The sequence below is a fragment of the Sporosarcina sp. FA15 genome (genome assembly GCF_051550195.1).
Classification (GTDB): Bacteria; Bacillota; Bacilli; order Bacillales_A; family Planococcaceae; genus Sporosarcina; species Sporosarcina psychrophila.
The window spans coordinates 4,156,039-4,180,000 of record NZ_CP188818.1; the positions used below are offsets into that span (position 1 = coordinate 4,156,039).

At 40.3% G+C, this 23,962-nt stretch carries 22 protein-coding genes and 2 riboswitches (1 of these 24 cut by a window edge); of the genes, 14 read left to right on the forward strand and 8 right to left on the reverse strand.

Annotated elements, in window-relative coordinates:
* Nucleotides 1–26: 26 nt before the first annotated feature.
* The 4 genes from metC to ACP8HG_RS19790 form a co-directional block, all read right to left on the reverse strand.
* The gene (gene metC / locus ACP8HG_RS19775; RefSeq protein WP_438297725.1) at nt 27–1,211 is read right to left on the reverse strand and encodes a cystathionine beta-lyase; all 1,185 of its coding nucleotides are present in this window, start codon (nt 1,209–1,211) and stop codon (nt 27–29) included.
* On the reverse strand, nt 1,208–2,329 hold the full coding sequence (locus ACP8HG_RS19780) for a methionine biosynthesis PLP-dependent protein (RefSeq protein WP_340741365.1): 1,122 nt from the start codon (nt 2,327–2,329) through the stop codon (nt 1,208–1,210). The genes metC and ACP8HG_RS19780 overlap by 4 nt, the downstream gene beginning before the upstream one ends.
* Before the next feature lie 77 nt (nt 2,330–2,406).
* A riboswitch (SAM riboswitch) is annotated at nt 2,407–2,513 on the reverse strand.
* Nucleotides 2,514–2,590: 77 nt separating this feature from the next.
* Nucleotides 2,591–3,346 (reverse strand): ABC transporter permease, encoded by a 756-nt coding sequence (locus tag ACP8HG_RS19785; protein WP_067205503.1) that lies wholly within the window; start codon nt 3,344–3,346, stop codon nt 2,591–2,593.
* On the reverse strand, nt 3,343–4,074 hold the full coding sequence (locus ACP8HG_RS19790; RefSeq protein WP_438297728.1) for an ABC transporter ATP-binding protein: 732 nt from the start codon (nt 4,072–4,074) through the stop codon (nt 3,343–3,345). The genes ACP8HG_RS19785 and ACP8HG_RS19790 overlap by 4 nt, the downstream gene beginning before the upstream one ends.
* Nucleotides 4,075–4,223: 149 nt before the next feature.
* On the opposite strand from ACP8HG_RS19790, the gene ACP8HG_RS19795 reads away from it, so the two are divergent.
* Nucleotides 4,224–4,571, forward strand: a complete 348-nt coding sequence (locus ACP8HG_RS19795; protein WP_187046585.1) for a PadR family transcriptional regulator — start codon at nt 4,224–4,226, stop codon at nt 4,569–4,571.
* Complete coding sequence (locus ACP8HG_RS19800; RefSeq protein ID WP_438297730.1) at nt 4,561–5,061, forward strand: DUF2812 domain-containing protein; 501 nt, start codon at nt 4,561–4,563, stop codon at nt 5,059–5,061. The genes ACP8HG_RS19795 and ACP8HG_RS19800 overlap by 11 nt, the downstream gene beginning before the upstream one ends.
* 256 nt (nt 5,062–5,317) lie before the next feature.
* Here the strand turns inward: ACP8HG_RS19800 and ACP8HG_RS19805 are convergent, their stop codons facing one another.
* The gene (locus ACP8HG_RS19805; protein ID WP_438297732.1) at nt 5,318–6,229 is read right to left on the reverse strand and encodes a DNA-3-methyladenine glycosylase family protein; all 912 of its coding nucleotides are present in this window, start codon (nt 6,227–6,229) and stop codon (nt 5,318–5,320) included.
* Between the two features lie 339 nt (nt 6,230–6,568).
* Between ACP8HG_RS19805 and ACP8HG_RS19810 the strand changes: the two genes are divergently transcribed.
* Together ACP8HG_RS19810 and ACP8HG_RS19815 are read left to right on the forward strand one after the other, a co-directional pair.
* Entirely contained in the window at nt 6,569–7,162 is a 594-nt protein-coding gene (locus ACP8HG_RS19810; protein WP_338653674.1) for a bifunctional transcriptional activator/DNA repair enzyme AdaA, read from the forward strand.
* Nucleotides 7,146–7,658 carry a methylated-DNA--[protein]-cysteine S-methyltransferase gene (locus ACP8HG_RS19815; protein WP_438297735.1) on the forward strand — a complete coding sequence of 171 codons (513 nt, stop codon included), beginning with the start codon at nt 7,146–7,148 and terminating at the stop codon, nt 7,656–7,658. The genes ACP8HG_RS19810 and ACP8HG_RS19815 overlap by 17 nt, the downstream gene beginning before the upstream one ends.
* A 37-nt stretch (nt 7,659–7,695) precedes the next feature.
* Here ACP8HG_RS19815 and ACP8HG_RS19820 read toward each other — a convergent pair whose 3' ends face one another.
* On the reverse strand, nt 7,696–8,739 hold the full coding sequence (locus ACP8HG_RS19820) for an AI-2E family transporter (protein ID WP_067205520.1): 1,044 nt from the start codon (nt 8,737–8,739) through the stop codon (nt 7,696–7,698).
* A gap of 240 nt (nt 8,740–8,979) precedes the next feature.
* Nucleotides 8,980–10,719 carry an ABC transporter ATP-binding protein gene (locus tag ACP8HG_RS19825; RefSeq protein WP_340741367.1) on the reverse strand — a complete coding sequence of 580 codons (1,740 nt, stop codon included), beginning with the start codon at nt 10,717–10,719 and terminating at the stop codon, nt 8,980–8,982.
* Between the two features lie 127 nt (nt 10,720–10,846).
* Between ACP8HG_RS19825 and ACP8HG_RS19830 the strand changes: the two genes are divergently transcribed.
* Genes ACP8HG_RS19830 through ACP8HG_RS19840 form a run of 3 tightly spaced genes read left to right on the forward strand, consistent with a single transcriptional unit; the run spans nt 10,847 to nt 15,650 of the window.
* Nucleotides 10,847–12,292, forward strand: coding sequence for an ABC transporter permease (locus tag ACP8HG_RS19830; protein ID WP_187046589.1), 1,446 nt, complete (start codon nt 10,847–10,849; stop codon nt 12,290–12,292).
* A gap of 13 nt (nt 12,293–12,305) precedes the next feature.
* A complete protein-coding gene (locus ACP8HG_RS19835; RefSeq protein WP_438297738.1) occupies nt 12,306–13,802 on the forward strand; it encodes an ABC transporter permease in 1,497 nt (498 codons plus the stop codon).
* A gap of 36 nt (nt 13,803–13,838) precedes the next feature.
* Nucleotides 13,839–15,650: an ABC transporter substrate-binding protein gene (locus ACP8HG_RS19840; protein WP_438297740.1), complete on the forward strand. Its 1,812-nt coding sequence runs from the start codon at nt 13,839–13,841 to the stop codon at nt 15,648–15,650.
* A gap of 78 nt (nt 15,651–15,728) precedes the next feature.
* Here the strand turns inward: ACP8HG_RS19840 and ACP8HG_RS19845 are convergent, their stop codons facing one another.
* Complete coding sequence (locus ACP8HG_RS19845) at nt 15,729–15,899, reverse strand: hypothetical protein (protein ID WP_438297742.1); 171 nt, start codon at nt 15,897–15,899, stop codon at nt 15,729–15,731.
* A gap of 175 nt (nt 15,900–16,074) precedes the next feature.
* On the opposite strand from ACP8HG_RS19845, the gene ACP8HG_RS19850 reads away from it, so the two are divergent.
* From ACP8HG_RS19850 to guaA, 7 genes are all read left to right on the forward strand, one after another.
* The gene (locus ACP8HG_RS19850) at nt 16,075–17,544 is read left to right on the forward strand and encodes a nicotinate phosphoribosyltransferase (protein WP_067205531.1); all 1,470 of its coding nucleotides are present in this window, start codon (nt 16,075–16,077) and stop codon (nt 17,542–17,544) included.
* 15 nt (nt 17,545–17,559) lie between these two features.
* On the forward strand, nt 17,560–18,384 hold the full coding sequence (gene nadE / locus ACP8HG_RS19855; protein WP_340766315.1) for an ammonia-dependent NAD(+) synthetase: 825 nt from the start codon (nt 17,560–17,562) through the stop codon (nt 18,382–18,384).
* Nucleotides 18,385–18,527: 143 nt separating this feature from the next.
* The gene (locus ACP8HG_RS19860) at nt 18,528–19,478 is read left to right on the forward strand and encodes an AAA family ATPase (RefSeq protein WP_067205537.1); all 951 of its coding nucleotides are present in this window, start codon (nt 18,528–18,530) and stop codon (nt 19,476–19,478) included.
* Nucleotides 19,475–20,680 (forward strand): DUF58 domain-containing protein, encoded by a 1,206-nt coding sequence (locus ACP8HG_RS19865; RefSeq protein ID WP_438297746.1) that lies wholly within the window; start codon nt 19,475–19,477, stop codon nt 20,678–20,680. The genes ACP8HG_RS19860 and ACP8HG_RS19865 overlap by 4 nt, the downstream gene beginning before the upstream one ends.
* Nucleotides 20,677–22,863, forward strand: a complete 2,187-nt coding sequence (locus tag ACP8HG_RS19870; protein WP_438297748.1) for a DUF4129 domain-containing transglutaminase family protein — start codon at nt 20,677–20,679, stop codon at nt 22,861–22,863. The genes ACP8HG_RS19865 and ACP8HG_RS19870 overlap by 4 nt, the downstream gene beginning before the upstream one ends.
* A 31-nt stretch (nt 22,864–22,894) precedes the next feature.
* Nucleotides 22,895–22,995, forward strand: a riboswitch (purine riboswitch).
* A gap of 6 nt (nt 22,996–23,001) precedes the next feature.
* Entirely contained in the window at nt 23,002–23,223 is a 222-nt protein-coding gene (locus ACP8HG_RS19875; protein ID WP_067205553.1) for a hypothetical protein, read from the forward strand.
* Nucleotides 23,183–23,962, forward strand: partial view of a glutamine-hydrolyzing GMP synthase gene (gene guaA, locus ACP8HG_RS19880; protein ID WP_438298681.1) — the 5' portion only. The gene runs 528 nt beyond the window's last position; 780 of the gene's 1,308 nt are visible here — the first part of the coding sequence; its start codon is at nt 23,183–23,185; its stop codon lies beyond the right edge, outside the window. The genes ACP8HG_RS19875 and guaA overlap by 41 nt, the downstream gene beginning before the upstream one ends.

Sequence of the window (23,962 nt, forward strand, 5' to 3'; positions counted from 1 at the left end):
TATAATAATGTTTTCTTTAATGGTACTTAATTAGGTATGGCAACTTTTTCACTTGTTTTAATCAAGGCTTGATCAAAATCGGCAATCAAGTCATCGACATGCTCGAGTCCAACAGAAAAACGTAGCAGACCATCGGTAATACCACGTTTCTCCCGTTGTTCTTTAGGCATGGCGGCATGGGACATCGTTGCAGGATAGGAGAGAATTGATTCAACTCCGCCTAGACTTACTGCGAAAACGGGTATCCGAACGTTTTCAACAAAGGCCTTTGCTGCATCTCTGTTTGGCAAACGGAAAGATAAGACAGCGCCTGGACTTGTCGATTGTTTCGAGTGGATTGCGTGTCCTGGATGACTTGCTAACCCTGGATAAAACACCTCTTCTACTAACGGGTGGTCGTTCAAGTACGAGGCTATTTTACTCGCCGATTCGGATGACTGTGTTAAACGGGCACCTAGCGTTTTAATTCCTTGGATTAGCGCGTAAGAATCTTGTGCGCCTAGAATAGAGCCGAAAGAATTTTGAATGAAGGCCAATCGATTGCCAAGTTCTTCCCCCTTTGTAACCGCTAGCCCAGCAATGATATCGCTATGCCCCGATAAAAACTTGGTAGCACTATGAACAACGATATCAACTCCAAGATCTAGTGGACGCTGGTAAAGTGGCGACATGAATGTGTTGTCGAGAAACGTCAGACAGTCATTCAATTTTGCAAGTTCAACAATCGCTTCAATATCTGTAATGCCCAAACGCGGGTTGGATGGTGTTTCAATATAGATTACTTTTGTATTTGGACGGATTGCACGTGCGGTTTCATCTACATTCACTAGATCTACAAATGTATGGTCGATACCGAATTTCGGTAATACCTCGGTTACGAATCGGTATGTGCCGCCGTAGACATCTTCGGTAACCACGATATGGTCACCCGAAGAAAGGAGCATAAATGTAGCCGAGATGGCAGCCATTCCGGAAGCGAAGGCCAATCCGCGCGAACCGCCTTCTAGTGAGGCAATCGTTTTTTCCAACGCATCCCTCGTTGGATTGCCCGAACGGCTATAATCATACGGTCCAAATGCATCGAAGCTTTCCTGATGGAACGTTGAAGATAAGTAGATAGGAACGTTGACAGCACCTGTTTTTTGTTCGTAATCCCCGCGTGTCGAAGCATGGATAATAGTCGTTTCCAACCGTTCTTTATTCAAACTCATCGTTGTAGCACCCCGCTATTCAAAGTTGCAAACACTTGCTTCAAATCTGCGATCAAATCGTCAGCCTCCTCGACTCCGACAGAGAAACGTAAAAGTCGGTCGCAGACGCCACGTCGTATTCGTTCTTCACGAGGAATATCGGCATGGGTTTGCGTTGCTGGATAAGTAATGAAACTTTCCACTCCGCCTAGACTTTCCGCAAATGTAATGAGCTGCAGATTTTCAAGGAATGGCCCGACCGATTCACTATCGTTCAGTCGAAATGATAGCATTCCACCTTTTCCTGGATAGAGAACGTCCGTAACAAGTGGTTCATCTTTCAAATAATTGACGATTATTTTCGCGTTTTCATCATGCTGTTTCATTCTTAAATGCAGTGTTTTCAGCCCTCTGATGATTAGCCAAGAATCGGAAGGGGAGAGGACTGCGCCGATAGCATTATGGTTGGCGGCAAGTTGTTCGCAAAGTTTTTCACCTTTTGCAACGACAAGTCCCGCGAGGACATCGTTATGTCCACCGATATATTTCGTTGCGCTGTGCATGACAATGTCAGCCCCGAATTCAATCGGTCTCTGGAAATAAGGCGTTAAAAATGTATTGTCGACAATCAACAGTAAATCATGCTTTTGAGCCAGTTCTGCATACTGCCGAATATCAAATTCTTGCATGAGTGGATTGGTCGGTGTTTCTATGAAGAGCGCTTTTGTCTTCGAAGTTATCAACTTTTCGGTCTCGTTCACATCGGCGAAACTCGTATACGTTGTACCGATTGAATAAACGTCGGAATATTGTTCGAGCAAGCGATATGTGCCACCGTAAATATCTTCTGGGACAATCAATTCATCTCCAGGACGGAACAGTGTCAAGATAAGCTGAATCGCCGCCATACCAGAACTGCATGCATACCCTGCATCACCGCTCTCTAAGTTTGCAATTCCATCTTCCAATATGGAGCGGGTTGGATTTTTTGTCCGTGTGTAGTCGTAGCCAGTCGATTGACCGAGCCCCTTATGTTTGTACGCAGTTGATAAATAAATCGGAGGGTTGACAGCGCCCGTCTTCGGATCACTGTTGTTGCCTAATTGGACTAGGATTGTATTCAAACTTTGTTTTGTCATTGTAGTCACCCTTTTCTTTTAGATTACAAAAGGGGACCCTCTATAAGAAGAGGGTCCCCGAAATATCGTAGACTATCTTCTTATCTTCTAGGGAAATGAACACCTAAAGGAATTAGCACCGTACCTGAACAGGCTGGTTGCTGAGACGTCATAGGGCCAATCCCTCGGTCTCTCTTGATAAGAATCAAATTATGGAATTATGTGAAAAGAACAATTTCAATAACTTTATCATGACATGGAAAATAAAACAAGAGCGAATTATTAAAATCTGTCTTTCAGCAGCTGCATCCGTTGATTGAATAGACTTGGATATGATAAAAAGCCAAGCAATACACTTGTCACTGCAGCGGTCGTCAATAATAGGAATATGATGAGCAATTGGAACTGAACCGCTTGGATGGGGTCCGCACCTGCGATGATTTGACCACTCATCATACCTGGAAGTTGAACCAAGCCCATTGTCTTCTGACTTTCGATTGTCGGGATCATGCTTGCCTTGATTGCGTTGATGAGTTGTCTATGAATGGCCTGTTTTGGCGTTCCACCGAGAGAAAGGATGAGTTCGGTTTCATCACGATGCGTTTCAATCTCAGCTGTGAAGCGGTTAAGGAATAGGATTGATAGCACCATTGAGTTGCCAATCACCATGCCGCTAATTGAAATGATGTATTGTGCGGTTGGCGGTACGATTTGAAAGCCTAGTAGAATACTCTGGGTTAGTACTTCTACAAAAAGTAATGTGACCGCGATTTTCCAAGTGATTCCTTTGATTGCTTTTCCTTTCTTACGGGTGTTTTGTGTTGCCGCTGCAATCATTAATGTAACCATTAACAAAATGTACAATATGTTTTCAGAATCGAAGACAAATTTAAGAATATAGCCGACCATAAGCAATTGGATAATGGACCGAATTGTCGCAATGATTGTGTCTTTTTCCAAATCTAAACGTAGAGTCTTTGATAGTAGTAAGGGTATGATTACAAATATAAGTGTAATGGATAACGTAAGATAACTCATTCTACGCCTCCTTGCACAAACTGCTTCACAAATTCATTTGTTGGTGATTTTAATAAGTCACTTTCGCCAGTTTCAATGACTTGACCATTCATTAGAACCCAAGTGTAATCTCCAATTGATAAGGCTTGTTCTAAATTATGTGTTATCCAGATGATGGTTGTGCCATACACCCGGTTAATTTTGACGATTAATTCTTCGATTTCATGTAAAGATGTTCGGTCCAAGGCGGATGTGATTTCATCCAGTAATAGGATTTCAGAACGGTTGATTAGTGTGCGAGCAATGGATACTTTTTGACGCTGACCACCGGATAATTCATTGGTTTTACGATGTAAAAATTGCACATCTAATCCGACGTCTTCTAGAATTTTAATGGCATCCTGTTCAGGCAATTTTTTACCTTGAAGTTCCGTAGGGAGAGCTAAGTTATGATAGACGGTGCCTTTAATCATTGGTGCGCTTTGAAGTGCGATCCCGACATGGCGGCGTAGTTCAACGGGTTCATATGTGGAAATGAGTTTATCGTGAATGAAAATATCTCCTGAAGTAGATGAGATCAGCCCGTTACATAATTTAAGCAATGTTGTTTTTCCTGCTCCAGAAGGGCCGACGAGCGTTGTGATTTTCCCTTCCGGAAAGGAGCCCGTGATATTTTTTAAAATATGTACGTCACCAATGGAATAATTGACGTCATGAAAATGTAGGGCGGGTTTATAAAAATTGGACATTACATTCTCTCCTACCAGCTTCTTATTTATAATAATTCTAATCTAGGTAGTTTTGTCATGCAAGGAAAATCTATTGCAATTCCAAAAAATGTTTGTTACTATATCGTTAATCGATATAACGATAAGCGATATAGTGAGAAGGTGAAAGAATGATAAAACAGCCAGAAAGTTTTTTACCATTGTCGCAGGCAACATATTATATTTTACTGTCCTTAAGGGAAGTACGTCATGGATATGCCATTATGCAGGACGTAGAAAAAATAAGTCGGGGGGAAGTTACAATGGGTCCCGGCACATTATATGGAGCACTAGGAAAATTAGAAAAGCAGAAAATCATTCAAAAAGTAGACATAGATGATGCAGAACGCCGCAAGTATAATCAGCTGACACCCTTAGGTAAAGAAGTGCTTCAGCTTGAGTTTAAGAGGCTTGAATCACTTGTGAAAAACGCCAGGAGCATCATAAAAGAAATGGAGGGCGAAGAAGATGACTGTTAAAAGGTTCAAGATTTTTCTTGCTTCGAGTGTTGATAAAGAAGAGCAGTGGCTGACGGATATGTCACGCCAAGGATTTCATTTTAAAAAGTATGGATTATTTACCTATACCTTCGATGAAAATCCTAATGAATCATATGTCTATCAAATTGATTTCCGGGATGCGAATGAAGAGTATATGCAACTATGTAAAGATGCCGGTTGGCAATATGTAGACAGCGCTCTAAAGCAATTTCATTATTTTCGTACAGAAGCAAATGAATCAGGGGTAAAAAAGATTTATTCCGATGGTGAGTCAGTAAAAGAAACGTTTCAGCGGATGATGAAATTTTATCTGGTATTCTTCATAATCTTGTTAACATCGCAAATTGGATTGTTTTTGACGTGGAAAGGTCAGTTGTCTCAAATAATTCTGACGGTTATCATTATGCTTGTTATTCTTTTGTACTTTTACATTTTTATTTCCTTGAAGAGAAAAATTGATTTTTATTGACTAATAAATGACGCTTATTCTAGCAAGTACTATTTGAAATTCATTCACCAATCGTCATTACAACCTTGATTGTAACCGCTGTTTTAGCGATATTCTTTTCTATATATATGATTGGATTATCGAATGAAGATAAACCCCCTTGGTAAATAAAGCGAGATGATTTAATAAAAAAGTGGAGGCAAACAATTTGAGTTTGCCCTTCTATTTTATCTCCAAGGGGAGGTGATTGAATAACCAATCATGAAATTACTTGATCTTAGTAAAGAAAACGCCACAAGTAAAACGTCGCATAGGACTCCCAGTTCTCCCATGGTGCAGCAAGCTTTAAAATTTCTTCTTTCGTTGGCTTTTCTTCTGCTCCTGTCAAATGTTTGATGGCGTTATGAAGTCCGACGTCAGCAATTGGAAACGCGTTTGGGAAACGCAAACAGCGCATTAAGACATAGTTTGCAGTCCAGGGCCCAATTCCGCGGATTTTGATAAGCATGTTTTCCGCTTCCTTAAAGTTCCCAGTTCCCAATACCTGAGCTTTGGATAGGCTTCCATCTGCGATAAGCTGTGCAACCCCAATCAGGTACTCACATTTTTTTACGGTCATTTTTAATGACGATAAATCCTCGACTGTAAGCTTCGCAATGTACTCTGGTTCAGGGAATATCCAATATGACTGTCCTTCCCATTCAATCGAATTTCCGAACGTCTCCACAAAGCGCCTTTTCAACGTATATGCGTATGTCAGATTGATTTGCTGTCCAAGAATTCCCCAACATAACGCTTCAAACAGGTCAGGGATTCCGATGTTTCGCAATCCATAAAACTCACTTACTGCTTGTTGAAGCAATGGATCCCTTTTCGCCATCTCATAATAAGGTTTCAAATCAGTATCGAGATCGAACCAATCACGTACATAATGGACGACCATATCCCGGACGCTATCGCTAGACGGTGTATATTTTTCTATAAACCGAACCAGAAGGTTACCCTCTGTATTTTCGCTGACTTCGACTAATAGAATCTCATTCCCAACTGGAATTGCCTTGATCACTTTACCATCACGGATTTCAAACATACACTCATTGTTTGACCTGGACATATAGCTGATATTTTCTTTGAAATTGAACTCTTTCGGAACGGCTATTATCAAATAATCTTGTTGATTAACTAGCATTTTAAAAAATCTCCTCTGCATCTTATCTATATGTTTAGTTGTACCATAATCCCAGGTGGAAAAGTTTCGCTATCTTGCTGTTACGTCCTGAAAAGCATTTATCTTTATTCAGCAGAAGACTCTCACCTCCATAGGTGGGAGGTGAATGCTGTTTTGTTTACCTGTTCAGCGGTTTCCAAATGCCCGCTGAACAAAGATAAAGCCTCCGGCGGATGTCGCAGATTTTGAAAGGAGTCAATCGAGCAAGCTCGATTCAAAATCTGGACGCAATTACGCCGAGGCGTAATTGTTTTTGGAAATAGAGGAGGTATACTTAAGGTAAGAGAAAGAGGTGATTCCGTGAGCGATCATCAACAAGTCAGGCAGTTGACTGACGAACAGTGGCAAGCAATTAGACATAACGACGTAAGGTTTGATGAAATCTTCATTTATGCCGTGAAATCGACGGGTATCTTTTGCCGACCATCTTGCAAATCAAGAGATCCAAAAAAAGAGAATGTCCGTATTTTCAATGATGCGGCGGAAGCGCTAGCAGATGGATTCCGACCTTGCAAACGCTGTAAGCCGGGTGGGCTGCGTTTACCTGATGAAGAATGGACTATCCAAATTGGAGAATATATAAACGAGCATTTTCAGGAGCCATTGACGTTAGAAATACTTGCAGACATGTGCCATGGAAGTCCTTATCACCTTCAGCGAACATTTAAAAGAATCACGGGGCTGACGCCTGTTGAATATATCCAAAAGATCAGAATAACGAAAGCGATGTCTGAACTTACTACAACCGATAAATCCATTGCTGAAATTGGGGTAAGCGTGGGGCTTCGGAATCCGTCCTATTTCATCACGCTATTCAAAATGAAAACTGGACAAACACCAAAACAATATCGAAAACTAGTGAGGGAGGTAGAGGTTAGTGGAGAAGAACAGTAAAAATAACGTGTATTGGACATTGCTTAATCACTCACAATGGAAAATGTATATAGCTGCGACGACAGAGGGGCTTTGCTATATAGGTACCCCGAATGCACCATTCGGAGAACTGGAAGCGTGGGTGAACAAACGGCTTCCAAGTCATGTTCTGATAGAAGAAGCGGATATCTTACAGCCACACGCAGTTGAGTTAATGGGTTATTTGAAAGAGCGACGCAGGGATTTTGCATTGCCAGTCGATCTTCACGGTACTCCTTTTCAACAAATTGTCTGGAAGGCCTTGCAAGAAATTCCGTACGGACGGACTGTTTCATATTCGGAAATTGCAGAACGGATTGAAAAGCCGAATTCGGTACGAGCTGTTGGAACCGCTATTGGTGCCAATCCGGTCTTAATTATTGTTCCTTGTCATCGTGTCATTGCGAAAAGTGGTAAGTTAGGTGGTTTCAGGGCCGGTTTAGAGATGAAAGAGCAACTTCTAGAACTGGAAAGATAGTGTTTCGACATAAAAAAAGACAAGGGAGAAGTTAATCTCACCTTGTCTTTTTGCTTTTTGGAACAGGTATGTGATTCGCAGGTTCTTTATTCGTGACATCAAGTATATCAAGTAGGAAGACAAACACGGGAATACCGATAATGAGTCCCCAGACGCCAAAGAAGTTTTGTGAGAAAATCAGTACGATAAACGTGTAAAAAACGGGTAAATCTGTTTTGGAGGACATCAGTTTTGGATTTAAGATATATGCTTCAATGCCATGAATAATCATAACTGCAATGAGAACATAAACAACTTTCAGGAATCCTCCGATTGTAAAAGCAATTATCGTCAGAGGGACAAGTGAAATGATGACCCCGGCAACGGGAATGAGTCCTAAAAAGAAAATCATAATTCCCAAACCGATTATTTGTGGGAATCCGAGTATGAGTAATACGATCACGGACAATATTGTATTAACAATTGCAATGATAAATTGGGCTTCAATCACTTTTCCGAATGTACGCGTGAACTTTTTACCAAAGAACTCAATTTCGAAGTAAAAGGGAGCAATCTTACTATCTTTAAATTTGTTTGTAAACTCTATTAACCGTGGTTTTTCTAGCAGGAAAAATAAGCTTAATACGAGGGCAAGTATGACTTGAATACTTGTTTTACTAATATCAGAGAAATATTTTAACAAAAATGAAAAACCATTTTCCAAATAGGCTGCAATTTGATTACTAGAGATGACGGATTCTAAGTAGGTGAGCAGTACACTATCATGAGGTGTGGAATAGAAGTTTGTAATTCTTACAATAATTTGACTGATTTCCATTGTGATTATAGGCAAATACTTAACAACACCAACTGTCAGTAAGCCAACAATCACTGTATACAGGAGAATGACTAGCAGCTTGCGGTTAAAATGTACACGTTTGAGCGTAAACTCAATAAGTCGATCCAACAAAAAAGCGAAAATGAAGGTAAGCAATATAATATTCATCATACTTTTGACGCTGTAAAGAATTAAAATAATCAAAGCGAAAATAAGAATACGCCGTGGTCCCTTTTTCTCGAAAATGTCTAATAACCCATTCATATGACTTTAGCTCCTTCATAAATAATTACAAGTGAAAACGAGAAATGAGACCTTTCATTGTTAGTATTGCCATGATTTGTAGAGATTATAAATTAGAAAATCTCTTTTAAAAAATAGCTTACGAACGAATATGCAGCACTAGCTGTGAAAAAGGAGTTATACACCGGAAAAGGTTATATCTCCTCAGCTCATGTTTTATTATATTATAGTTGTTGCAATAAATGAAGTTTGAAACATATTTTAATTGATAGGGATGGCTACCCAATGTCCTTTTGAAACCTCGATTAGCTCAGATTGCAATAGTTGATATTTATCCTCCTCAATTTGATCTTCCATTAACGTTCGTTTTTTCTTCGATTCTATTTTAGGGTCAGGAATTGGAATCGCTGAGAGTAACGATTTTGTATAGGGATGCTGTGGGTTAGAGTACAACTCTTCGCTTTCGGCAAGCTCAACAATTTTCCCCGCATACATAACTGCGACCCGGTCACTAATGTGCTTAACCATAGACAAGTCGTGCGCAATGAACAGATAGGTGAGTCCAAGCCGATGCTGAAGATCTTCCAGTAATTCCACAATTTGCGACTGGATAGAAACATCGAGTGCGGATAACGGTTCGTCGCATACTATGAAGTCAGGTTCTACGGCAAGTGCACGTGCAATACCAATTCTTTGGCGCTGTCCACCGGAAAATTCATGTGGATAGCGCATTGCATGGGAAGGTTCGAGTCCGACCATAACAAGCAACTCTTCTACCCTCTTTTTTCGTTCCTCTTTATTTTTACTCAACCGATGAATGTCTAATGCTTGACCGATAATATCAAGCACTTTAAAGCGTGGATTAAGTGAAGAGTACGGATCCTGAAAGATCATCTGCATATGGCGCCGCATCGTTTTCATTTCATTTTTCGAAAGCCGGTTAATGGCCATCCCTTGATACAAGACATCTCCGTCTGTCGGTTCGTGAAGGCGCAAAATGGCGCGGCCGGTCGTTGACTTACCTGATCCCGACTCGCCAACAAGACCGAGCGTCTCTCCGGGTTTGATATGAAAACTGATATCGTCCACGGCTTTCACTATATTGCCTTTCCCAACGTCGAAATGCTGCTTTAGTGATTTCACTTCTAGCAGGGGTTTCCCTTTTTCTATACCAATGGTACGTAAAGGAGTGCGTTTAGGCTTCTTTTTCTCGTCAAGGCGAGGAAGGGCATTGAGCAGTTTCTTTGTATAGGAATGTTTTGGGTTATCAAAAATTTCTTCCGTCGTTCCGGTCTCCACAATTTCCCCGTCTTTCATAACAGCGACACGATCACACATGCCGGCAACAACGCCTAGGTCATGGGTAATCAGTATGATGGATGTTCCAAAACGTTGCTGCATATCTTTCATCAAATTTAAGATTTGGGCTTGTATTGTCACATCAAGTGCAGTCGTGGGTTCATCCGCAATCAATAGGGTCGGACGGCAAGCGAGTGCAATCGCAATCATGACGCGCTGCCGCATTCCACCTGAAAACTCATGCGGATATTGGCTAAAACGATCTTCACTATTACGGATACCTACAAGTTTCAAAAGTTCAATGGTACGGTTTTTCGCATCTCTTTTAGATAAGTTCTGATGTTTAATTAAACTTTCCGCAATTTGTTTACCGATTTGAATTGTTGGATTTAATGAAGTCATCGGATCTTGAAAAATCATGCTTATATCACGACCGCGGATACTCTCCATCTCTTTTTCCGTTTTTTGCACGAGATCTTCACCTTGAAATTCAATCTCTCCATCTTTCAGATAAGAAGGGGGAGAGGGGAGGAGGCGCATAATTGAGCGGGCTGTCACGCTTTTTCCACTTCCTGATTCACCTACAATACCAAGTGTCTCACCTTTCTTCACTTCAAAACTGACACCACGGACTGCTTCAAATTCCTTGTCGTGGCCCAAAAACGAGACGCGTAGATCACTTACCTTTAATACTGTTTCCAATAAAAACACCTGCCTATTATCTGAAATTATATTTAACTAAAAATTACATTGACTTAAATAGTTACCGAATCTATACTTTACTATACCAATAGGAATTAAACAATATCGGGAAGGAGGAATTGCTTCAATGCGAGTGAATAAAGAAGCGACATCCTATTTTAGATTATCAGATGTTCTCCGATATACGTTTGGCAAAATGGGAAGACGACCGACTTATAAGTATTTGCTACTAATTTTAGGTTTGCCGGTTCATGTTATTGTATTTCTATTCTATCTGTCGAAAAGAGGAGACAATAAATACTCTTCAATTTATGAAGAGGTAAGGGCATCATTGACATCAACAGGTTATAAAGAGGCGGCGATGCTTGATTTTAAAGAACAATTACTACGGAAACAATCATTCTTCAATAAAGAAGTAAATGAGCGAGAAATAGATAGGCAAGTGGAGGAGCTTGCCGAAGAACAATTTAGAAAAACGCTAACGAAAAAAACAAATCAGCTAGCGGAACAGAAAGGTGTTCAACAAGTTACGTATTCAACTTACTTTCAATCATTGCTTGGAAAACCGTTGTTCTTGCTTGCTTCATTCATTCCAGGCATCTTTATGTATCTACTTATTCTTTTGTTCAGCAATCCGTACATCAAGTTTATAGTCGAACGATTGATTATGAGTATCTTTGTTATTGCTGGCGTTGCAGTTCTTGTGTTCACGATACTTTACTTATCGCCGTTTGATCCTGCCGCGAATATTCTTGGCGAGGCGGCGACGAAGGAACAAATCGCATCATTCAATAAATTACATGGTTTGGATTTATCATATCTTTCACAATTATGGAATGCGCTAAAAGGAATCGCGACGTTTGATTTAGGTGCTTCTTATGCTGGCAATGAGGATGTCGCAGCAAGTATAGCGAATAAATTCCCAATCACATTAACGATTGCGGTTTTATCATTACTGATGGCAGTTGTCATCGCTATCCCGGTAGGCATCATTTCTGCGACAAGGCCGAATTCATTTTTGGACTATTCATTCATGTTTATTGCATTGATTGGATTATCGATTCCGAACTTTTGGCAAGGATTACTATTTATTTTGAACTTCTCTATTAAATTACAATGGTTACCGGCCACATATAGTCCTCAAAACTGGCTTTCTATCATCATGCCTGTTGTTGTGCTTGGAACTGCATTGACTGCATCTGTCGCGAGGATGACACGTTCTTCGATGTTGGAAATCATCAATGAGGACTACATCATTACCGCTAAAGCGAAGGGCCTCAATCGGCTTCAAGTACTTTGGAAACATGCGATTGGCAATGCAATGATACCAATTATTACAGTCATTGGTCTGCTATTCGGGGGAATGCTCGGGGGAGCGGCGGTGACTGAGAAAGTATTTAACATTAGCGGAATCGGAAGTTACATCGTAGACAAGCAGTTCATTCCCGATATTCCCGCTATTATGGGTGGAGTTATCTATATTGCAATAACGATTTCATTAGTCAATGTGCTCATCGACATTTTGTATGCGTTTTTCGATCCTCGCATCCGTTCGAAGATGAAGCAATCGTAGAGCAGGAGAAGGTGTGAAGGTGAATCTAAATAAAAAACATGCATTGAAATTATCGAGGGAATATACACAAGCAAATTTCACATGGATTATTTCTTTAATCCTGACAGTCGTCTTGCTACTGAACAGTTTCAATTTCAAAGAAGGGGAGTTGAAAAGTTCGGTCTTCAGCTTATTTGCGGCCTATGCGTTGTTCACTATTTTTCAAATGATTCTTACGTGGATGGTGAAGCGAGACCTTCTGACAATAGGTGAAATTCGAAGTTCGACAAGAAAGCTCGGCTACATACAGCTGTTTAGTATAATGACGGGTAATATTTTCACTGTAGCATTTGCATTTAATCTTATTAAAAAGAAGAAGACACCTGAATATACGTTTGCCGTTTATATGCTGCTTACTCAGGTTTTTATCATCGCGATATCATCACTTAATTTATTCAAGTCATATGTGGCGGATTCATTTTTAACGGCAATGATTATCTTGCTAGGAATAATGATTTTTCAAGTCGTGACACTTGTTCTCACAGCGAAATATGTTGAGGAAGAAAGTGCGCCAGCTTGGATGATGATTGTTGCCATATTACTTCTGTTTACCACATTGACGGGTAATATTTTTGCACTATTGCTTGGCTATAGCTTGATTTTAAAGGTTCGCAGTCATGATCAGTCTAGGATTTCGAAGTGGAATACGATGTGGGAGAAGATTACCCGTAATTCAACGGCGATACTTGGTTTGTTTTTCATCACTCTCATGTTTTCCATATCCGTTTGCAGTGTATTTACGTTTGACTACGATATGGCAGTTGAAAATGATTATGGTGCAATACTTCAAAAACCGAGCCTTGTCTATCCGTTTGGCACTGATAATTTCGGACGGGATTTGTTTTCAAGAATCATCTTTGGTGCAAGAATTTCGCTTCTTGTAGGGTTTGCTTCAACGGCCATACCGGTAGTTATTGGTGGATTCTTAGGTGCATTAGCCGGGTATTACAGTCAGCGGACGGACAATATCATAATGCGATTGCTTGATGTACTATATGCCGTTCCTGGAATTTTATTGGCAATCGCTATCATTGCGGCATTTGGAGCAAATACGACGAATCTTATTTTAGCGCTTAGTGTGGGGTCCATCCCAACCTATGCCCGAACGATGCGTGCGAATGTCATGATGGTGTCGAACTATGAATTTGTCGATTCAGCACGTGCGCTCGGTTCATCGGACTTCTCTATTATCTTTAGACAGATAGTGCCGAATTCGCTCGCGCCGATGATTGTCAAGGCAACACTGACAATCGGGGGCGCTGTCATCGCGACGAGTAGCTTAAGTTTCTTAGGACTCGGTGTGGAACCGCATATTCCAGAATGGGGAAATATTTTAAAAATCGGTAGCACATACTTGGAATCGCATTCCTATTTAGCCATTATCCCGGGGCTTGCGATTATCTTACTTGTATTATCGTTTAACTTTTTGGGAGATGGATTGCGTGATGCATTTGATCCAAGAATGGATTGAACATAAATACCAAACAATAATAAGGGGGAATTAATAATGAAGAAAAGTTTATTGACGATTTTAATAGCAATTATGGTGGTGTTGGCCGGATGTGTAAGTACGAAATCGGATGTTTCCGATAAAAAGAATGACAATACAGAACCAAAGACGGATAAAAGTAAGGTGGTCATCGAACTTCTGGGTATGGGTTCTGGGGAAGAAGATATGAATATTGTACGAGATCAGCTTATAAAAAATGGCTTTGATGTGAAATTGAATATTCAGCCTGATTACGGAAGCTTCACTGCACAGAAAGATGCAGGGAATTATGATGTCGCATTATCTAGCTGGACGACAGTTACGGGGAACCCCGATTATGCTGTTCGAGCACTGTTCAAATCAGACGGTGATAACAGTATTATGGCTGATGATGAAGTTGATACATTGATTGAAAAGGCAAGTACAGAAACGTCTGATGAGTTTGCAGAGACATACAAGCAATTAGAACAGCGTCTAGTGTTTGACAAAGCTTACATTGCACCTCTTTATAATTCATTTAAAGCACAGGGAGTTAATAAAGACATTCTCGACGTAGACACAGTTAGGCTTGCTAAATCACGTGCAATTGCCTGGGAACCTATTGATTTCATTGACAAATCAAAAAGAGATACGGATCCATTAATCATTCAGCAAGCTATTGGAACTTTGACGTCCCTCGATCCTATTAAAGGGAATGATGGATCTATCAATACATTGAATACAAATATGTATGTGCGTCTCGTTAACTTGACAGATGATGACGTTGTTGTTTCAGACGGCTCTTTATCTTATAATCACAGCATCGGAGAGGGCAATTCAGATTATTACTTCCTTCTTCGTGATGATATCAATTTTGCGTCAATTACAGACGGAAAAGCTGTAGATACTGGTGAACGCGTAGGAGCGGACGATGTCATCTTCTCGATGAATCGTGCAAAAGACCCGAATTCAGTACCGGATCACCGTACGTATAGTTTACATGAACATATTAACGAAGTGGAAGTAGTCACAGATCTATCTGATCTCGATATTTTGCAATCAGGAAGTGATGCAACAGTCAGAGAAGGGCTTGAGAAGAACTTGGATGTGAAAATCAGGGAGCTTGTTTCTGATAAAAAAGAAGCCGATAATGCGACTGGGAAATATCAAGTGGTAAAAATGACAACAACAGCTCCATTCCCACAAGTACTGAACTATTTAGCTCACCAATCTGCGGGGATTGTCTCGAAAAAACAAGTTGAGAGTATTAATACGTATGATGTTTCTTCGTTTGATGTGAGTAAAGACATTCCTTACGGAGATCAGAACACAGTCATAGAGGGTGCTAAATACAACAATACATTGTACGCGAGTGGCCCATACATTTTGTCACACAAAAATGATTACGAAGGTATTTTCTATAAAAACCCTGCTTATATGGTGGGGACAGAGCACGAACCGAAAATTTCAAATGTAACAGTTCGCTTCATCCAAGATCCGGACAGCACGCTTTCAGCTTTACGCAATGGTGAAATCCATATTTTCAACGGAGTCCCAGAAACAAAATACGACGTGGTTGAAGGTGACAGCAAACTATTCTTGCAAAAAAATGATAGTAATGCTGTAAGTTACTTGCTTTTCAATACAAAAAATCGTGAAGTATCAACGAGTGAAGAGTTAAGAAAAGCCGTTCTTTACTCGATCAACCAAGATGAAATTCTGAATTTCTATCAAGGGAACAAGAAGAAGGCTGTTTCTACGGTCAGCCCACTGGTAGACACAGGGAATGAATTGAAGGCAGATCCAGCTAAAGTTCAAGAGTTTCTGAATGATTATAAAGCGGGTAACTAATATCTATTCGTATTATTAATGAAGTGAGACTAAATCCGTTGTTACTAGGATTTAGTCTCACATTTTTTTATTCATATTTTACTTTTCTGTCGACCGATAAAAATCAAACATCGCTTTTTTTCGGTCACCGAGGGTTGCGAACTCACGGGATAATTCTTCATGAATGCCGTTTTGTTCGATCGTTCTTTTTTTTATTTTTTCGGATAAGGTCTCGTTTTTGTTTGCATCTCGTTCATTGTCTTGTTTCATTAAAATACCTCCTCGTATATTAGAACCAGTTCTTTTTAATATGGCTCGGGAGGACAAATTCATTCATAATTGTGAAAAAGCTATAAAAGGATATGTCACATCATGTTATGTTAAGTCGAATATAGGGTAAATAGTGTATACTTGAACCATTAGAATGCGGAAGAAGGAGATTGACATGAGTTCGAAATATGCGGATGACAGCTTGGCTTTACATACGGATTTATACCAAATCAATATGGCGGAATCATACTGGGCGGATGGAATACATGAACGAAAAGCGGTTTTTGAACTTTTTTTCAGAAATTTGCCGTTCGGTAATGGCTATGCGTTATTTGCGGGGCTTGAGCGAGTTCTCGATTATTTAAGAGGGTTTCATTTTAGTGAAAGTGATCTTGCTTACTTAAAGGATGATCTCGGCTATGAAGACGACTTCACCTCTTATCTAAAGGAGCTACGTTTCACAGGCACTGTTTATTCCATGGCTGAAGGGGAGCTGGTTTTTGCGAATGAACCTATTATTCGCGTGGAATCGACACTTATCGAAGCACAGCTGATTGAGACCGCTCTACTTAATATCGTTAATTATCAGACGCTTATTGCGACGAAAGCAAGCCGCATCAAACAAGTCGTCAAAGACGAAATAGTGATGGAATTTGGCAGTCGGCGTGCACACGAGATGGATGCGGCGATATGGGGTGCACGTGCTACGTTCATTGGCGGCGTTGAAGCGACAAGTAATGTCCGCGCTGGGAAAAGATTCGATATTCCTGTAGCGGGAACGCATGCTCATTCAATGATTCAAGCTTATAAAAGTGAATACGAAGCATTCCATTCATACGCTAAACGTCATAAGGACTGTGTTTTCCTTGTCGATACGTATAATACAGTAAAAATAGGCATTCCGACGGCAATCCAAGTAGCTAAAGAACTTGGTGATAAAATCAATTTCATCGGCGTTCGTTTAGATAGCGGTGATATTTCATTCCTATCCAAGGAAGCGCGCCGTATGTTGGATGAAGCTGGATTCTTGGATGCGAAAGTTTTCGTTTCAAATGACTTGGATGAATATACAATTCTCAACTTGAAAGCACAAGGTGCAAGGGTAGACGTATGGGGAATTGGAACGAAATTGATCACAGCGTACGACCAGCCTGCACTTGGGGCCGTCTATAAAATTGTTTCCATAGAAAACGATGCCGGTGAAATGGAAGATACGATTAAAATTTCGTCGACAACCGAAAAAGTAACGACGCCTGGACGTAAAAAGTTATACAGAATTATTGACCGAGAAAATGGTAAGGCAGAAGGGGATTATATTACGATGTATGATGAAAATCCCGCATCCGAGAAACGCATCAAAATGTTCCACCCCGTCCATACATTCATCTCGAAGTTTGTTACGAATTTTGAAGCGAAGGACTTACACGTCAAAGTCGTGGAACAAGGGGTTATCATCTATAATAATCCGACTCTTCAACAAATGCGTGATTACGCAAAAGACAACTTGGAGTTATTATGGGATGAATATAAACGATCCCTTAATCCAGAAGAGTATCCGGTCGACTTAAGCCAAAAATGTTGGGACAATAAGATGCGCAATATCCAGGAAGTCCAGGAAATGGTGGAAGACTTTATTAATGGCTAAGGAGGTTTGTTGAAGTTGACATTACAAGATAGAATTATCGCTGAGTTAAAGGCGCAGCCAATCATTGAACCTAAAGAGGAAATTCGGAAATCGATTGACTTCATGAAAGAATATGTAAGGGAAAACCCATTTTTAAATGGCTTTGTTCTTGGAATTTCAGGTGGGCAAGACTCGACGCTTGTCGGGAAACTTGCTCAACTCGCTGTTGATGAATTAAATGATGAAGAGGAAACTAAGCGATTTAAATTCATTGCGATCCGGTTGCCTTACGGTTCTCAGTTTGACGAGGAGGATTGCCAGGATGCATTGGAATTCATTAAGCCGTCTCTAATCTACACGATAAACATAAAAGAAGCTGTCGATGCGAGTGAACGTGCATTGACAGCAGGTGGCGTTACATTGACCGATTTTGCTAAAGGAAATGAAAAAGCACGGGAACGTATGAAGGTTCAATACTCAGTTGCGGCCATGCATGATTGTATTGTTCTCGGGAGTGATCATGCGGCGGAAGCCATTACCGGATTTTATACGAAATTCGGGGATGGCGGTGCAGACCTTATGCCAATCTACAGACTGAACAAACGGCAAGGGAAACAACTACTTAAGGAACTTGGCTGCCCTGAACATCTCTACTTGAAAGTTCCGACAGCGGATCTTGAAGAAAATAGGCCGGCTATTCCTGATGAAGTAGCGCTCGGTGTCACCTATGACGATATCGATAATTATCTTGAAGGTAAAAAGTTGCCGGAGGGACCCCGTACAGCAATCGAGAATCATTTTCTCCGTTCAAAGCATAAACGGCATATGCCGATTACAATTTTTGATGATTTTTGGAAATGACTTCAGGGGGCTCCTTATTGGGGCTCCTTTTTATTTTCTAATCAGTGCTTAAGTTGTGTGAGAATTAGATATCCTGTATTATAAAGGTGTGTTTTGTTAATTTTCGGACAAATTTAGCGTAATAGACAATTGGGGGAATTGAAATGACACATAAAGAGATGATTGAGAAAGTCTTAACCAATATCGAAAAAGTGATGATTGGGAAAAGAGATATCGCCGAATTAAGTGTTACCGCACTTCTTGCCCGAGGGCATGTCCTACTTGAAGACGTGCCAGGTGTTGGAAAAACGATGATGGTAAAAGCGTTGGCTAAGTCAATTGGGGCAGATTTTAAGCGAATTCAATTTACACCGGACTTACTTCCTTCCGATGTTCTAGGCGTTTCAATTTATAACCCTAAAGAAATGGAATTTGAATTTAGGCCAGGACCCATCATGGGGAATATTATTCTAGCCGATGAAATTAATAGGACTTCGCCAAAGACGCAATCCTCTCTATTGGAAGGGATGGAAGAGTCCACCGTGACGATAGATGGAGAAACGATGCGAATTCCGCAACCCTTTTTTGTCATGGCAACACAAAATCCGATTGAATATGAAGGTACATACCCGCTACCTGAAGCGCAACTTGACCGTTTTCTATTTAAACTGAAGATGGGTTATCCGACGAAAATGGAAGAGATTGAAGTACTTGATCGTGCGGAGAAGGCCGTTCCAATTGACACGTTAGAAACCGTAGTATCACTTGAAGAATTAATCGAACTCCAAAAGGCTGTAACAGAAGTTAAAGTCGATAATACTATTAAGTCCTATATCGTAGAATGTGCTTCGCAGACGCGTGATAATCCATATGTCTATTTAGGTGTAAGTCCCCGAGGATCTCTTGCGCTTATGAAGGCATGTCAGGCCTATGCGATGATAAAAGGGAGAACTTACGTTACACCGGATGATGTTCAGTACTTATCGCCATTCGTTTTTGGACATCGCATGATTTTACGCCCTGAAGCCAAGTATGAAGGGATTTCCACTTCGGAAATTATAGAACGAATTTTGATGAAAGTACGTGTACCTGTAGATAAGGTTCAGCTGAAATGACAACTGTTAGGAAAATGATTGATATTTCGAGCCGGTTACTATTTGTTTTGTTCGTCTTGGTTTCTACATTTGTTTTTGCCATGTTCCAAGGCGGCATGGTCAGTTGGACTATTTTTTATATTATATTGCCTTTTATAATCTATTCTCTATTACTATTTTTCTATCCAATGTCGAAAATGACTGTGGAACGTACCATTCGGACACCTCATGTGCAAAATGGTGAGAAGTTGATTGTTTCTTTATCTATTAAACGTAAAAATCGATTTCCCTTACTTTATACCGTTGTAAGTGAACAGTGGGCAGAGCCCGAAATAGTTGTTTTGGCAGGTGAAAAGTTAAAACGCCTGTTTGTTTTTGGATTCCGTCAAGAAGTTGAGTGGGAATACGAAATCGAAAAAATACCCAGGGGTGAACATATACTTCAAGGGGTGAAAGTCGAGATTTCCGACTTTTTTGGATGGCTCCGAAAAACGAAATTTATTGAAGTAGAGAATATGATTCTAGTGTATCCCAAAATGACAGGTATTCATTATGTACCATTTAATACACAATATGACCAAGGTACGATGGCCTCGCCATTAAATATCGTCAAAGATACGACGATGGCAACGGGTGTACGCAATTACCAGTCAGGTGATCGGGTGACATGGATTCATTGGAAATCGTTTGCTAGAACGCAGACCTTGATGACAAAGGAGTTTGAAGATAGACGATCACAAGAGTTATTTATAATCATGGATAGCAGAGAGTCGAAAATGTTTGAGGAGCTAGTAGAACTTACTGCTTCGATATTGAAAGAAGCATCAAGTCATCAGGCAGATCTTGCCTTGATGACGACGGGCCCTAAACCCTCCTTATTCCCATTTATACAGTCGGAAGAGCAACTTCATATGGCGTTGGTTCACTTGGCAAAGATTAAGCCTGCGAATGAAGCATCATTAGCTGACTTTGGAACCACGTTTCAACACGGGGGCAGTATTGTATTGATCACGGGGAACCCCGATGGGCCTTTCATACAATCAGTTCTGCTAAGTGTGGAAAACGTTGAATCTATCATTTGCATGGTCGTAGTGAAACGTGATGATCCAGCATTGCAAAGGATTGAAGAGGATATTAGACTTGCAAAATCGAAGGGAATTACCGTGCATTTATTAGAACAGAAGCAGTTTTCAGATGCTTTTAAAGAGGCGGTGCGATTATGACTGGAGCGCGAATTGATAGGCAACTGCTACTAATTCTTTATATACTGGCATTGATCCTTTTAAGGGAATGGCTAATTCCGGTTATTGAATTGACCAATTCAGATCATTTAACACTGTTTTTATTATTTGTGGCGCTATCATTTTTTTTGGCCTTAATAAAAGCAAAGTGGTGGATAGTCGTTCCTACAAAGCTGATTTTCATTGTAGTAGCGACTCATTATGTATTTTTTGAAAAGGTACTATTTACAAAGGAAACACTAGTATATGTATCAGGTGACTTCCTTTCGAATGCCCCAATTATCATGAATGGTGACTGGGAAAGTATTACGAATCCATTTAGAACTGTGTTGTTTTTCGCGCTACTGTGGATGACGACCTATCTTATCCGTCATTGGATTGAAGTAAGGAAAAGTATTTTGCTATTTTATATCATGACTATTCTATTTATAGCGTTCATTGATACGTTCGGTGGATATGCTGCAGGTGGCGCTATTTTCCGAATTATGGTGACGGGGTTATTACTTCTTGGTTTACTTGCGATTACTAGGCTTGCGGAGAAGCACAACACATCAGTTCCAACAGGTGCATTCCTAGCGATATCCGTTCCACTTCTTTTCGCAGTTGTTGTGAGTGGAACGCTTGCCAACATTCTTCCGAAACAAGATCCCATCTGGCCAGATCCGCTACCTTATTTTGAGTCATTTGTGCAAGGGAGTGGGGAAGGTGGGGTGGCTAAAAGTGGATACGATACGAATGATTCCACATTGGGTGGTTCGTTTGTGCAGGATTCTACATTAGTCATTGAAGCAAAAGTGGCTAATGAACAATACTGGAAAATTGAAACGAAAAACACATACACCTCAAAAGGTTGGGAACAGGTATCTGTTGACGATTCCCAGACTAGTTATACTCCTGGTATGGAGATAGGGGAAATTGCGAGTCAAGGAAATGTGGACGCTGCAGCCCAACAACTTGCGGATTTGAAGGTGTCGGAAGACTTTTCTTTCATCGTTTATCCTTATGGGATGAATAAAGTATACGCAACAAAGGATGTTGTTTTTCAATACTTGGAAGGGGCAGGAAAGTACAGTACAGAAATTGAGGGCAAGGAAGGGGTCCTAGATTCGTATCAAGTCGAATTCACAGAGCCTGATTACAGCTTGAAAAAGTTAAGGGCTACTAGGATGGGAGATTTTTCAGAGGTAGCTGAAGATTTAACTCAGTACCTACAACTTCCAGAGCAATTACCTGAACGGGTGGAGGAACTTGCAAAAAACATAACAGAAAATCAGGAAAGTGTTTACGAGAAGACGAAGGCAATCGAAAAGTACTTTGGAAGAAATGGCTTTGTTTATACTCAGCAAGGTGTCGCTATTCCAAAAGCAGGCGATGATTATGTAGATCAGTTCCTCTTTGATACCAAACAGGGATACTGCGATAACTTTTCCACGTCTATGGTTGTCATGTTGCGCTCGATTGATATTCCAGCACGTTGGGTAAAAGGTTTTGCTCCCGGAGAATTTGTCTTAAATGACGAAGGGGAGAAAGTTTATCAAATTACGAATAATGAGGCGCATTCATGGGTTGAAGCATATATGCCTGGTATTGGCTGGATGCCATACGAACCGACAATTGGATTTAGTAGCTTAACGGATATTGAATATGATATCGAGTTGAACCTTGATGATACACTAACACCGGAAGTGAAAAAGCCTGAACAACCAAAGAAAGAGCAGGCTGAAAAAACGGTTAAAGCAGATAGGAACTTCAAAAATAGTGAGATTTTCAAAACTATGGGTACTTGGATCCGGAATAATATGTGGATAATAGGTGTGATTGTGTTAATAGTCATTTTTGCCGGCTGGCGAATATTCGTTAGTAGGGTAAAGTGGCTGCCTAAAGTGCTAGTTTATGTCCATCGTACTAAACAAGAAGATTGGTTAACATTTACAAAGCGCTATAACAGTTTATTGAAACAACTGGATCGTTCTGGTTTGAAGCGGGCAACTGGTATGACATTATCTGATTATGCAACGAGTGTTGACAACTACTTCGGTGGAGAAAGAATGAAAATGCTTACAACTGCATATGAAAAGGGTTTTTACGGTGGAAATATAACTGAACACGAATGGGTAGTGTTGCGGGAAATATGGGAAGATTTAATCAATAGGTCTTCGGGTTGATTTTTGTCGTAAATAGAAGTAAGATGAAAAAAGAACAAGCCCAAGGTGCCCTCATATATATCCGATAATACGGTTCGGATGTTTCTACAAGTTACCGAAAATGACTTGGCTATGAAGGTGGATTTAGCTCATTGATATATGAGCTTTGTTCGCTTTTTTATAGATGATGAGACGCGCAGAAAGCTGGACTTTCTGACGCGTTTTTCTCTATTTGAAAAGGCCTTGTGGAACGTTTGGAATATAGTTATGTTGCACGATGAAAAAATTGGTAAAATAGCCGGAAAAGGCTGGAATAATAAAATTAAAAGGAGGTTGTATCATCTTGAAGCAGGACAATATTTTAGTATTGGATTTAGGTAGTAGTGAGAATACGACAATAGCCCGTTGGATTCGTGATTTAGGTGTATATAGTGAGATTCACCCTCATGATATTACATCACAAACGATTGAAGGTTTAAAAACGGTAAAAGGAATTATTTTAAATGGTGGTGAAAATAATATCGTTGATGGTGAAGCGATTGACGTATTAGATGAAATATTCGCTTTAAACATTCCGGTAATTAGTGTGGGTCATCCTTCTACGAAAGCACTTAAAACATTCGAGCAATGGCCAAGTGAAAAGGAAACGATAGCACTTTTAAAAGATTTCGTGTTCCATACATGTAAGGCAGAAGCTAACTGGAATATGAAAAATTTCATTGATGATCAAGTTGCTTTAATCCGTAAACAGGTAGGCGATAAGAAAGTATTATTGGCTCTTTCAGGTGGTGTAGATTCGTCAGTTGTTGCGGCATTATTAGTTAAGGCAATCGGCAAGCAATTAATTTGTGTGCACGTAAACCATGGTTTAATGCGTAAAAACGAGTCTGAGGGCGTTGTTCAAATGTTCGAAAAAGACTTGGGGGATAACCTTGTTTACGTGGATGCAAGCGAGCGTTTCTTAGGTAAACTAAAAGGGGTAGACGAGCCAGAAGAGAAGCGTAAAATTATCGGCAATGAATTTATTCGCGTATTTGAAGAAGAAGCGCGTAAACTTGAAGGAATTGACTTCTTAGCACAAGGAACAATATATCCAGATATCGTAGAATCTGGTACAAAA